This is a genomic window from Pseudarthrobacter scleromae (assembly GCF_014644515.1).
Classification (GTDB): domain Bacteria; phylum Actinomycetota; class Actinomycetes; order Actinomycetales; family Micrococcaceae; genus Arthrobacter; species Arthrobacter scleromae.
Window position 1 is genome coordinate 445,068 of sequence record NZ_BMKV01000002.1, and the last position, 12,427, is coordinate 457,494.

General features: G+C 67.1%; 12 protein-coding genes. 6 read left to right on the forward strand and 6 right to left on the reverse strand.

Annotated features, from left to right (window positions below):
* Positions 1-26: 26 nt before the first annotated feature.
* On the forward strand, positions 27-230 hold the full coding sequence (locus tag IEX33_RS06925) for a hypothetical protein (protein WP_059319417.1): 204 nt from the start codon (positions 27-29) through the stop codon (positions 228-230).
* A gap of 3 nt (positions 231-233) precedes the next feature.
* Here IEX33_RS06925 and IEX33_RS06930 read toward each other — a convergent pair whose 3' ends face one another.
* The gene (locus IEX33_RS06930; RefSeq protein WP_188728856.1) at positions 234-1,289 is read right to left on the reverse strand and encodes a diacylglycerol/lipid kinase family protein; all 1,056 of its coding nucleotides are present in this window, start codon (positions 1,287-1,289) and stop codon (positions 234-236) included.
* 90 nt (positions 1,290-1,379) lie between these two features.
* On the opposite strand from IEX33_RS06930, the gene serS reads away from it, so the two are divergent.
* On the forward strand, positions 1,380-2,660 hold the full coding sequence (serS, locus tag IEX33_RS06935) for a serine--tRNA ligase (protein ID WP_188728858.1): 1,281 nt from the start codon (positions 1,380-1,382) through the stop codon (positions 2,658-2,660).
* Between the two features lie 71 nt (positions 2,661-2,731).
* Here the strand turns inward: serS and IEX33_RS06940 are convergent, their stop codons facing one another.
* Positions 2,732-3,730 (reverse strand): PDDEXK family nuclease, encoded by a 999-nt coding sequence (locus IEX33_RS06940; protein WP_188728860.1) that lies wholly within the window; start codon positions 3,728-3,730, stop codon positions 2,732-2,734.
* Positions 3,731-3,980: 250 nt separating this feature from the next.
* Here IEX33_RS06940 and IEX33_RS06945 point away from each other — a divergent pair, with 250 nt between their 5' ends.
* Positions 3,981-4,838 (forward strand): HAD family hydrolase, encoded by an 858-nt coding sequence (locus IEX33_RS06945; protein WP_188728862.1) that lies wholly within the window; start codon positions 3,981-3,983, stop codon positions 4,836-4,838.
* A gap of 25 nt (positions 4,839-4,863) precedes the next feature.
* Complete coding sequence (locus IEX33_RS06950; protein ID WP_104185716.1) at positions 4,864-5,448, forward strand: histidine phosphatase family protein; 585 nt, start codon at positions 4,864-4,866, stop codon at positions 5,446-5,448.
* Positions 5,449-5,460: 12 nt separating this feature from the next.
* Here IEX33_RS06950 and IEX33_RS06955 read toward each other — a convergent pair whose 3' ends face one another.
* A complete protein-coding gene (locus IEX33_RS06955; RefSeq protein ID WP_066273089.1) occupies positions 5,461-6,060 on the reverse strand; it encodes a hypothetical protein in 600 nt (199 codons plus the stop codon).
* Between the two features lie 137 nt (positions 6,061-6,197).
* Here IEX33_RS06955 and IEX33_RS06960 point away from each other — a divergent pair, with 137 nt between their 5' ends.
* On the forward strand, positions 6,198-8,576 hold the full coding sequence (locus tag IEX33_RS06960) for a phosphoketolase family protein (protein ID WP_188728864.1): 2,379 nt from the start codon (positions 6,198-6,200) through the stop codon (positions 8,574-8,576).
* A 6-nt stretch (positions 8,577-8,582) separates the two neighbouring features.
* On the opposite strand, the gene IEX33_RS06965 is transcribed toward IEX33_RS06960, so the two are convergent.
* Complete coding sequence (locus IEX33_RS06965) at positions 8,583-9,335, reverse strand: DUF429 domain-containing protein (RefSeq protein WP_188728865.1); 753 nt, start codon at positions 9,333-9,335, stop codon at positions 8,583-8,585.
* Between the two features lie 154 nt (positions 9,336-9,489).
* Here IEX33_RS06965 and IEX33_RS06970 point away from each other — a divergent pair, with 154 nt between their 5' ends.
* Complete coding sequence (locus tag IEX33_RS06970; RefSeq protein ID WP_188728868.1) at positions 9,490-10,338, forward strand: alpha/beta fold hydrolase; 849 nt, start codon at positions 9,490-9,492, stop codon at positions 10,336-10,338.
* Here the strand turns inward: IEX33_RS06970 and IEX33_RS06975 are convergent.
* A complete protein-coding gene (locus tag IEX33_RS06975) occupies positions 10,260-11,681 on the reverse strand; it encodes a carboxylesterase family protein (protein WP_229675267.1) in 1,422 nt (473 codons plus the stop codon). The genes IEX33_RS06970 and IEX33_RS06975 overlap by 79 nt on opposite strands.
* Before the next feature lie 169 nt (positions 11,682-11,850).
* Positions 11,851-12,339 carry an inorganic diphosphatase gene (locus IEX33_RS06980; protein ID WP_104185712.1) on the reverse strand — a complete coding sequence of 163 codons (489 nt, stop codon included), beginning with the start codon at positions 12,337-12,339 and terminating at the stop codon, positions 11,851-11,853.
* Positions 12,340-12,427 lie beyond the last annotated feature (88 nt).

Genomic DNA, 12,427 nt, shown 5'->3' on the forward strand with positions numbered 1-12,427 from the left:
ATGGCCCCTAACGAAGGGAGCGCGTCATGACTGCCAGCGGCACCGAAAACGACGGCCAGGGGATGATCGTCAACCCCCGGCCCACTGCCGACAACCAGGACTGGGACGGGGACGACGCCGACCGTGCTGACCGCCTGCGGTTTGAAGAAGAGCAGGCCATGATCCGTGAGCAGTCCGAGGCCCACGCGGCGGCAAAGGCGGCCGAGGAGAAGAAGCGCAAAAGCGAATAGCCGCTAATCCTGGCCCTTGACCCGGATCAGCAGGGACCGCGGCTCCACCTGGACGGTGAGCCTGGTTGCTTCACCGGCCGTGTCTCCGTCCAACTGGATGGCCATCGGTTCGGGGCATTTGATGACCACCCTCCCGGACCGGTAGACGGTCATGACGGGCAGTTTCCCGCTGTGCTTGAACATGATCTTGACGTACATCAGGAGCCAGCCGAGGGCACTTCGGGGGCTCATGACCACCACGTCCAGCATGCCGTCGTCAATCATGGCCTGCGGAATGAAGTCGATGCCGCCCGGGATCAGGCCACAGTTCGCGAACAAGACGCTGCGGATGTTCCGGACCTGCTCCGGGCTGCCGTCCAGGGAGATCGAGACCTTTTTCCGGCGCCCGGGCAAGTGCCGCATGCCTGCCTCGGTATATGCCAGCCAGCCCACCGCTTTTTTTAGCCCGTCGTTGGTGTCGGCGAGGATTTCGGCATCCATGCCTATACCGGCGATCACCAGGAACACGTGCTCGGAGGAGACGCCGGTGCGTGAGTTTTCGATGCCCATCCGGGCAGTGTCGATATGGCGCTGCCGGCCGAACAGGGCGGTGTTGACGTTGGCGTGCAGGTCGTTCAGGTTCAGCTCCACGTTCCGTGCCAGGAGGTTGCCGGTGCCCAGCGGGATCAGACCCATGGCCACGTTGGTGTGCACGAGGGACTCGGCCACCACGCGGACGGTCCCGTCGCCGCCGCCCACCAGGACGACGTCGGGCTTGTACGCGAGGGCGGCCGCCACCTGTGAGTAGCCGGGGTCCTCCGCCGTCGTCTCGAAAAAGACGGGATCTTCCCAGCCTGCCGCCAGGCAGCCGCGCTGGATGAGGCGTTTCGCTTCGTCCGACTGTGCCTTGATGGGGTTGAGGATCACCGCGACACGCTGTTCCGTGAGGCCCGGATCCTGGGCATCGCCGCCTACGGTACTGCGGATATGCAGGGCCTTGAGCCTGCGGACGCCCCACCAGCTGGAGATGGCAAACGCAAGGGCCACCCCGGTCAGCAGGTACAGGATCCAGTCGCTCATGGTGCCTCAACAGTAGCCCGGCGGAAGCCGGGCGGGCCCGCACGTCCGCTGCCGCCCGCCGTCGTGCGCGGGATTGGATACCCTTGTGTGGTGATCGACGTAAAAGACCTCAGCGAAAACCCGGACAAATACCGTGCCAGCCAGCGCGCCCGCCGCGCGGACGAGTCAGTGGTGGACGCGATCATCTCCGCGGATTCCGCCCGCCGGGCGGCGCTGATCCGCTTCGAGAACCTCCGGGCCGAGCAGAACGCGTTCGGCAAGAAGGTGGCGCAGGCGAAGGGCGACGAGAAGAAGGCCCTGCTGGCCGAGGTCAAGGAACTGGCCAACGCGGTCAAGGCTGCCTCCGCCGAGGCCGACGCCGCGCAGAGCAAGCAGGATGAGCTGCTGCGCACGATCCCCAATGTCATTGAGGACGGCGTTCCCGAGGGCGGCGAGGACGACTATGTGGTGGTCAAGACGGTGGGCACGCCGCGTGAATTCCCCGACTTTGAGCCCAGGGACCACCTGGAAATCGGTGAACTGATCGGCGCCATTGACATGGAGCGCGGCGCCAAGGTTTCCGGTGCCCGCTTCTACTTCCTCCGCGGCGTTGGTGCCCGGCTGGAGATGGCGCTGCTGCAGATGGCCATGGACCAGGCCATCCAAGCCGGCTTCGTCCCGATGATCACGCCCACGCTGGTGCGCCCGGAGACCATGCAGGGCACGGGCTTCGATGTAAAGCACGACGCCGAGATCTACCGGCTTGCCGAAGACGACCTTTACCTGGTGGGCACCTCGGAAGTTGCGCTGGCCGGGTACCACGCGGACGAGATCCTGGACTTCTCCGCCGGCCCCATCCGCTACGCGGGCCAGAGCTCCTGCTACCGCCGCGAAGCCGGCTCGCACGGCAAGGACACCCGCGGCATCATCCGGGTCCACCAGTTCAACAAGGTGGAAATGTTCATTTACACCACGGTGGAAGAGGCAGCCGCCGAGCACCAGCGGCTGCTGGCGTGGGAAGAGGAAATGCTGGCCAAGTGCGAGCTGCCCTACCGGGTGATCGACACTGCAGCCGGCGACCTTGGCACGTCCGCCGCACGGAAGTACGACTGCGAGGCCTGGGTCCCCACGCAGGGCGCGTACCGTGAGCTGACCTCCACTTCCAACTGCACCACCTTCCAGGCCCGCCGCCTGAACATCCGCGAACGAGCGGTGAATCCGGAGGGGGTTACCAAGGGCACCCGCGCTGTGGCCACCCTGAACGGCACGCTGGCCACCACCCGCTGGATTGTGGCGTTGCTGGAGCACCACCAGAACGCGGACGGCTCGGTCAACGTGCCCAAGGCGCTGCAGAAGTACCTGGGCGGCCTTGAGGTCCTCCCGGTCCTGTAACTCCCACTCCTCCTGCGCCCGGGTTGCACCCGCGTGTGGACGTGGCACCCCCGAACCCGCGGGTGCCACGTCTACAGGCGGGTGCTTCCTGTATTGCTGGGGCTGTTCGTTAAGCCCGCCTGCCGCAGGCATGCTTCAAACCGCGCAGGATCAGAGGCTGTCGCCCAGTCCCATCGGACTACACGAAACCCCGCCGCCCGGAGTTTGTCCTCGCGCTTCTTCTCCGCCAGGACGGCCTGGCGCGCCGTTTGAACTCCGAGGTACTCGTCGCGCAAGTACTTGGCGTCGCCGTCGAACTCCCCAATCAACCGGTGGCGGGGCCAGAAGAAGTCAGTTCGAGCGATGAAAACCCCTCCCACATGCACTCTTGCCTGCAGAAGGGGAGCCGGGAACCCGAGAACGTGCATTTGTGCCCTGCTCAGTGACTCGCCCGGGGACTCCGCGTCCGTCCCCGCGAAATCGAGGACCTGCGTGACCCATCTGCGCCTTGCCTCCGAAGTGAGCAGGGAGGCCTGCTTGAGCAGATCCTCTCTGCCCAGATGGGGGCCGGAAGCCCGCCGCCGGCTCATGGCGTGGTCGGCCAGGACCACTCCGGCAGCGAAGTTTTCCTTGGCAATGACGCCCACCACTGTCTCCGGTAAGGGCGTCACCAGGAGGTTTTTGTGGCGTACCGCTGCTGTTGGTCCGGGGTGCCGGCGGACGCCGTAGGAGGTGATCCGTTCCAGTCCGGTTTCACCCGATGATCGTGGTGCGGCGGAAGTTGTTGGCACGCTGCGGCCGACGTGGCCCCTCGATGCTCCTGACAGGTGAACGAAGCCCGGCACTTTCAGGAGATTCAGGTCCCACACAACAGCAGCCGTATGCAGGCAGAACGTTGACAGCGGCAGTTCAAGATCCACAGCCAGGACTGTCTGGCGGTACCTTTCCCATGGCGGCAGCGAAATCCACTCTTCTTTCGATGCATAGACGCCCTTCCTGACGCGGACCAGCTCGCCGCGGGCATAGCGGCGGCTGAGCGAGCGGACATCTCCCGTGCTGCGGCGGAGGTTGCCGGCATGAATCAACTGCATGGGACTATCGTCAGGCTGCCCGCAGGACGGTTGAACCGTGGAGCGGGTGAATGTGGATAACTGCAAATAGCGGTGGGCACCCCGGAGCGGTCAACGCACCAGCGAACTCCGGGGTGCACTGTCCGCCAGGTGGTGTCCCGCAAGGCGGTACCCACATGGTTGCAGCCAAACAACAAGTGTTAATGCGGAGTTCAACATATCTGTGGCCTGCGTCCTAGCGCCGCCGGGGGTCGTCTGGTTCACTATGTGAATGACAACGCTGACTGAAACCTCAGTCGCCGGCAACGATGACCGGCGAGACAACGAAAACACCAACGGGCACAAGCTCATGGTCGCCCTGGACGTGGACGGCACGCTGGTTGACCACGACGGCCACATGTCCCCGGGCGTCCGCGAATCGGCGCAGGCAGTAGTGGCTGCCGGGCACGAGGTCATGATCGCCACCGGCCGGTCCCTCAACGCCACACTGCCCATCATCGAGAAGATCGGGATCGAGCGCGGCTACGCTGTCTGCTGCAACGGCGGTGTCACCCTCCGCCTGCACCCCGGGCTGGACGGCGGTTACGAGGTCATCCACAAAGCCACCTTCGACCCAGGACCCGCCCTCCGGGCGCTCCGGGAACGGCTTCCCTCGGCCAAGTATGCGCTGGAGGATGCTGACGGGAACTTCTTGTCCACCGAGCGCTTCCAGGATCCCAGTTTTGGCGTCGAGGCTGTCGGTGTCGATTTCCACACCATGCTCGAAGCCACGGCCGTGCGCGTGGTGGTCTTCAGCACGGAGAACACCCCGGAAGAGTTCAACGAGGCGATCGAGCACATCGGCCTCGCCGGAGTCACCTACTCCGTGGGCTGGACGGCCTGGCTGGACATCGCCGCCGCCGGCGTGACCAAAGCGAGTGCGCTGGAGAACCTCCGTGGGAGGCTCGGCATTGAACAGCACCTCACGGTGGCCATCGGCGACGGCCGCAACGACATCGAGATGCTCACCTGGGCCGGGCGGGGAGTGGCGATGGGTCAGGCGCCCGAGGAAGTCATCGCCGCTGCGGACGAGGTCACCCACTCAGTGTTCGACGACGGTGCCGCCCACGTGCTGCGCAGCCTGCTCTAACGCAGTACAAGGCAGAATGGACAGCATGACCCTCACGACGTTCGCCCTCATTCGCCACGGCCAGACAGACTGGAACGCGCAGCGCCGGCTGCAGGGATCCACCGACATTCCCCTGAACGACGTCGGCCGGGCCCAGGCACGCGACGCCGTCGCGGTGCTGTCCGCCTACGAATGGGACGCGATCGCGTCCTCGCCCCTGAGCAGGGCCGCCGAAACCGCGGACCTGATCGCGGCCGGGCTGGGCCTCAGCGATGTCCGCCGCGTCCCGGAACTGACGGAGCGCAGCTTTGGCCCGGCCGAGGGCATGCAGGCGGGTCCCGAACTGGAAGCGTTGCGCATTCCCGGCGGCTTCCGGGGCGCCGAAAGCGAGGACGAGGCAGCGGACCGGGGACTGGCAGCCCTGGAGGCACTCGCCGAGGAATTCCGCGGCAGCCGGCTCCTCGTCGTCGCGCACGGGACGCTCCTGCGGGTCAGCCTCAGCCGCGCCGTAGGGAGCACCCTGACCAGCATCGACAACGCGGTCCTGAACCTGGCGCACCACCATGCCATCGACGGCTGGCAGCTGGAGTACTTCAACGGCGAACCGGTGATGGCCGCAACGCAGCGGTAAGGCAGGCAGCCGCTAGCGCACCTCGAGGATCAGGGCCAGCAGCCTCGCCGCCGCAGGCCGTGCGGCGTGCTCCTCATTCCACTGCGCCCGCGCCACTGCCTTGCTGACGGCCTGCGTGGTAATGCCCAGCTCCTGGGCCACCGCCTTCTGCTGGCCGCGGACGCCGGGGGTCATCAGGTCCAGCACCCGCCACTCGGCCCCGGAGCGGTCCCGCACAATATGCCCCAGCAGCCGCAGCACGGCCTCGGCGTCGTGGGCTATGTCCGCCAGCGGCCCCTCCACCGCAACGGGCACCCGCTCCTTGCTGTTGCGGAGCCGGTCCACGGCCCGCCGCGCGTACACCAGCCCGTGGCCCGAGGCGTCCTTGATCTGGTTGGGCAGCGGCTCGTTGACGGGCCCGACGCCGATCCCCACGTACCAGGAACCGCACCGCAGGGCGATCATCGCTGCCTCCACCGCCTGGTGCGGGCAGTCCACGATGCCCTGGACCTCGTCCTCCACCGACCGGTCGAAGTCGAGGCGCGCAGGAATATGCCGCAGGTCCTTGAGCAGCTGCGGCACGCGGTCGCCATCGCGCCGGCTATCCGTCTGGTTGATTGTCAGCGTGAACATTTGAATCCAAAGACTACCGGTTGGTAGCAGCCCCAGGGCAAGCGGGGTTGCCTCGGGCTGGCCCATCTGGTGCGATGGGGGAACGGCCGCACCTGCCTCATGGCGACAGCGGGGGAACACGCTACGTGAGGACGGTTATGACCAGCAGCATGGGGCACGACGAACTTGAGCTTGTGGACCGCTGGTGGCGCGCCGCCAACTACCTGTCCGTCGGGCAGATCTATCTCCGCTCCAACCCGCTGCTGCGCGAACCGCTGAAAGCCGAGCACACGAAGTCCCGGCTGCTGGGCCACTGGGGCACCACCCCCGGCCTGAATTTCGTCTATGCCCACCTGAACCGCGTCATCCGCCGCGACTCCGCCGAGATGCTCTTCGTGGCAGGTCCCGGCCATGGCGGCCCCGCCGTCGTCGCAAACGCCTGGCTGGAAGGCACCTACTCCGAGATCTACGGGCACGTGGGCAACGACGCCGACGGCATGGCCGAGCTCTTCCGGCAGTTTTCCTACCCGGGCGGCATCCCCAGCCACGCCGCCCCCGAGACCCCCGGGTCCATCAGCGAAGGTGGCGAACTCGGGTACTCCCTGGCCCACGCCTACGGATCGGTGCTGGACAATCCCCAGCTGGTCACCGCCGTCGTCATTGGCGACGGGGAAGCCGAAACCGGCCCGCTCGCCGCCAGCTGGCACTCCCACAACTTCCTGGACCCTGCCGCGGACGGTGCCGTGCTGCCCATCCTGCACCTGAACGGCTACAAGATCGCCAACCCCACCATCCTGGCGCGCATGCCGGAGCAGCAGCTGGAACAGCTCCTGCGCGGGTACGGCCATGAGCCGTATTTCGTCACGGTGAAGGACCCGGACAACACCGAACAGGCGCACAGGGACTTCGCCGAAGCAATGGACCGCAGCCTTGCCGGCATCCGAGCCATCCAGGAATCGCGCCGGGCGCCGGAGGCCGGAACGGACGAGTTGGACGGTGCCCCGCGCTGGCCCATGATCGTCCTGCGCTCGCCTAAGGGCTGGACGGGACCCCGCGTGGTGGACGGGCTGCAGGTGGAAGGGACGTGGCGGAGCCACCAGGTTCCGCTCTCTGAGGTCCGCACCAACGGGGAGCATCTGAAGCAGCTGGAAGAGTGGCTGCAGTCCTACCGGCCTGCGGAATTGTTCGACGGCGACGGCCGGCTCCGGCCCGACGTCGCCGTGGCCGCCCCCACCGGCTCCTTGAGGATGAGCGCCACGCCGCATGCCAACGGCGGCCTGCTCCGCAAGGCGCTGAAGCTGCCCGCGTACCGGGACCACGCCGTCGAGGTCCCGGAGCCCGGAACGGACCGCGTCAGCCCGATGATCACGCTCGGCTCGTGGATGCGGGACGTCATCTCGCTGAACATGGAAAATTTCCGGCTCTTCGGCCCGGACGAGACCGCGTCCAACCGCCTGCAGAACGTCTACGAGGCCACCGACAAGGTGTGGCAGTACCGGATTGACGACGTCGACGAGAACCTCGCGCGGTCCGGCAGGGTGATGGAGGTGCTCAGCGAACATCTGTGCCAGGGCTGGCTGGAGGGCTACCTCCTGACCGGCCGGCACGGCGTCTTCAGCTGCTACGAGGCCTTCATCCACATTGTCGACTCCATGTTCAACCAGCACGCCAAGTGGCTGAAGGTGCACCGGCAGTTGCCGTGGCGCCAGCCGGTACCCTCGCTGAACTACCTGCTGTCCTCCCACGTCTGGCAGCAGGACCATAACGGGTTCTCGCACCAGGACCCCGGATTCATTGACCACGCCGTGAACAAGAAGGCGGAGGTCATCCGGGTGTACCTGCCGGCCGACGCCAACACCCTGCTGTGCGTTATGGCCCACTGCCTGGCCTCCACGGACTACGTGAACATCGTGGTCAGCGGCAAGCAGCCCTCGCCCACGTGGCTGGGCCCGGCCGACGCCGCCAACCACTGCCGCAGGGGGCTGGGCATCTGGGACTTCGCGGGGTCCGAGGTGCCCGGCGAGGAGCCCGACGTCGTGATGGCCTGCGCGGGCGACGTCCCCACCGTGGAGACCGTGGCCGCGGCGGAACTGCTGAAGGAGGGCGCGCCCGGGCTGAAGGTCCGGGTGGTGAACGTAGTGGACCTGATGCGGCTCCAGGACGAGAGCGAGCACCCCCACGGGCTTCCGGCGCGGGACTTCGACGGGATCTTCACGGCGGACAAGCCCATCATTTTCGCCTACCACGGCTATCCCGCGCTCATCCACCGGCTTGCCTACCGCCGCAACAACCAGGACGGGCTGCACGTGCGGGGCTACAAGGAAGAGGGAACCACCACCACGCCGTTCGACATGGCGATGCTGAACGGTATTGACCGGTTCCAGCTGGCCATCGACGCCATCGACCGCGTGCCCGGGCTGGCCGAGCGGCATTCATCCCTCCGCCAGAGCCTCCAGGACCGGCGGATGCGGGCGCGCGAACACACCCGCACGCACGGTGAGGACCCGGAAGAGATCCGGAACTGGACCCTCGGCTAGCCCCGTCTAGGCGGCCAGTCCGTCGAGGCCGCAGGACGGCAGGTGGATCCAGCCCTCGGTGCGGGCGGCTGCGGCGTGCGCGTCGTCAGGACCGGCCGTCAGCCCGAGGGCAACGGCCCGGGCCGTGAGCGAGGCGATGACGGCGTCGAACATGTCGTCTGAGGCGGCCAACCGGTCCCCGTAGCCGCCCAGGTCCAGCCAGGGAGCCTGCTCCCTCAGGGTGCCGAGGAGCGCGGCAAGCCGCCCCGCCTCGGAGCTGCCGCGTCCCTTGTAGCCCCGGGCGTTCAGGCCCCACACTTTCAGCGACGCGGCCGGATAGACCTCCGCAAGGCGTCCGGAACCGTCCCTGGGCTGCGGCCCATGGAGCGCTGCGATCTTTGCCTGGATCACGGCGCACCGCATGGCGGGATGCGCCAGCCTGTCAGCGGAAACACTGAGCGGAATCAGGCCCGTCCGGCCCGTGACGAAGCGGTCCGTGTCCCGGTAGGCCAGCAGTCGCCGTCCCTCTATCCCGTCGTGCTCAAGCACCGGTCCGGCGTCGAAGGCAAGGTGCCCGGCCAGGAAGGGAATGAGGGCGTCCGGCCAGCCAACCGGGCAGTCCACGCCGGTCATGTCGCTGGCGCCGAAGAGGGAAACGATTTCCTGGTCCTGCACGTCCAGGCCGAGGTGCACCAGCCGGGCTGATCCGCGGCTCCACTCGATGACGGCCACGGCCGTCTTTTTGGCAGCCGCGGCCAGGTCCACTCCGAGCGTCTTCACGTGACCAGACTCTACCGCCGGCGGCCAGGCCCGTACCGGCGCCAACTGGCCCGTAACGGCCCGTACTGGACAGCGGATGACGCCCCGCCGTGGTTCTGCAAGGCTGGGGCGTGGTGGGCCACCCCGGCTGACCAGGCCCGAAAGGAATATCCCCATGCCCTGGCTCGATCTGCTCGGCAACGACATCCACTACACGGACTCCGGCCGCGGCCGGCCGGTGGTGCTGCTGCATGGCCATGCCTCGGCCGCGGCGTGCTGGGATCCGATCATCCAGGACCTCGAGCGGGACTTCCGGGTCCTGGCATACGACACCTACGATCACGGCTGGTCATCGAACTCCCCGCGGCAGGGACCCCTGGTTGACCGGGCTGCGGAGCTGGAGCACTTCATAGGTTCGCTGGGGCTGGAAGACCCGGTCATTGTGGGGCAGTCCATGGGCGGCATGACCACGCTGCGCTGGGCCGTCCGCCACCCCGGCAGCGCGGCTGCCCTGGTGGTCTGCGGGATGGGCTGGCCCCTTGTGGTGCCTCCCCCCGGGCAGGCAGGCCAGCCGGAAAAGTTCGAGGTGTTCAGCTCCCTCGACCAGGACGAGCGGATCTGGCTTGGCGTGGGAAACTCCTTCACGGAGCAGTGGATCGCGGACAACCCGAAGGACTTTGCCCGCTATATCAGGGTCCGTTCAACCGCCACCGCCATTGAAGCAGCCAGGTATCCGCGCAGCCTCGAACAAAGCCAGGGGGAGTTCCTCAGCGCTGACCCACGGGACGTCGAAGCCTTCCAGCAGGGACTGGAATCAGTAACCAGCCCGCTGGTGGTGCTGATCGGGGAGGAAGAAAGGCCGCGGATCCGCCGCGGGGCGGAGCACGTTGCCGCCACGGTGCCCGGCGCCCGTCTCCTGGTTGTCGGGGACGCCGGCCACAATGCCTACTTCCAGCGCCAGGACATCCTGGTGGACGCTGTCCGCAGCACGGTTTCCACTACCCGGGGCCGCCGGCGGGGCTGATGCGGCCGCTCCGACGTGTAGTCCAGGGCGCCCGGAATGCCGCCCTCTTCGCCAAGGCTGTCACCGCGCGCAAAACGTGACCACAGTGCACGCAGTTCCCGTCCCACGGCGTCCACGTCCTCCCAGGCCGCCCCGGCAACCAGCCCTGCTCCCTCCCACGTGCTCCGCTTTCCGAAGAGCAGCGGCAGGTCGATGGTGTGCGCGGCGCCGAGGACGTTCCCGGGGGCATGCCAGTGCAGCACGTAACGGTGGGCGCTGCCGCCGGCCAGGACGTGCCGGCGGGCGAATTTACGGGCTGCCCGGCCATAAACAGTCTCCGTGACCGCCCAGTTGATGGCCCGGAGGAGGGTGGGGCCGGCGACGGGAACACGGTCCAGGCGGCTGAGGTAGGGGCTGCGGGGAAGGAACAGCCTCGCCTCCTCGGAGGTGTGGCCTATCAGGATCTCGACGCCGGGCGCGGAGCGGTTCCAGGCGGCCTCGATCCCGGTTTCCTCCGGCAGGGGCGCGTGACCGTACTGGGTGCCGAACGGCATCGCAGCCAGCATCCCGAACTTCCGCGCCACCTGCGCCACGTGGTCCTCCCGTTCCACCACCTCCATGGCGGGAGTCTCCTCGGTGACGGCCTCAGCGGCGATGCCCATGGCGTGGTTCATCCTGGCCCGCCCGCGCGAAATGCCCAAGGGGGCGCTTTGAATAATGGCGCGCTGGAACAGTGCCGGGGCTTCGGGCGTCGCCATCAAGTGGGCGATCGCGTCACCGCCTGCGGACTGGCCGAAGGCCGTGACCCGGCGGGGATCGCCGCCGAATGCGGCGATGTTGCGCTGCACCCAGCGGAAGGCCTCGAGCTGGTCCAGCAGGCCCAGGTTGGCAGGCCGGCCCGAGCGGGTTGCCAGGAAGCCGAACAGCCCCAGCCGGTAGGTCACCGAGACCACCACCACGCGGTTCTCGGCCACCAGCACCGCGGGGTCGAAGATGGCGAGGTCGCCCGATCCGGTGGTGTAGGAACCGCCGTGGATCCACACCATCACGGGCAGCCGCGCGCTTTCCGGGCTGGACAGGTCAATGTCCGCGGGCATCGTGATGGACAGGTTCTGGCAGTCCTCGCTCCCTGGCAGTTCGCCGTACCGGGTGCCCAGGATGTCGTCCAGGAAGGGCACGGGCCCTTGTGGGCAGGCGGGCGCGGGCGAGGTTGCGGCGTACGGCGCGGTCCAGTCGGGGGCCGGAGCCGGTGGCTGGAAACGTCCGGCGGTGGCGTACGGAATCCCGGTGGCGCGGAGGACGTGGCCGTCCCGCCAGCCTGTGACGGGACCGCAGGGGGGACTAAACAGGGGCTCGGAACTCACAGGGCAACGATTCCACAAATTCCTGGGAGTTTTTGTCCAGATATGCAGGCTTTGAAGGCGTTGAAGCCTGCATATCTGGACAAAAGTTCCTGGAATGACGACGGCGGGTGGTGCGGTTCCTGAAGAACCGCACCACCCGCTGTCGAGCGTTATATGGGCCAGCGGGGGACTAGTGGCCCGTGGGCACGTACCGCTTGATGGAGGCTTCCAGTTCGGCCTCGGCGGCGGCGCGGTCGCCCCAGCCCTCGGCCTTGACCCACTTGCCCGGCTCCAGGTCCTTGTAGCGGGTGAAGAAGTGCTCGATTTCCTTGATCAGGAAGTCGCTGACGTCGGTGACTTCCTGGATGTGGTCAAAGCGGGCATCCACGGGGACGCAGAGGATCTTGGCATCTCCGCCGCCATCGTCGGTCATGTTGAAAACGCCGATGGGGCGGGATTCAACGATGACGCCGGGGTGCAGGTCGAAGTCCTGGAGGAGCACCAGCGCGTCCAACGGGTCGCCGTCCTCGCCGAGGGTGTTCTCGAAGTATCCGTAGTGCGTGGGGTACTGCATGGAGGTGAAGAGGACGCGGTCCAGGCGGACGCGGCCGGTCTCGTGGTCGACTTCGTACTTGACGCGCGATCCCTTGGGGATCTCGATGGTCACGTCATGCTTCATGGAATGCTCCTCGGCAAGTCAGGGGGTTCGCGGCACTTCTGACGGGCAATAAAAAGGACTGTCAGTGCCGCCGACTATTATCGAGGAT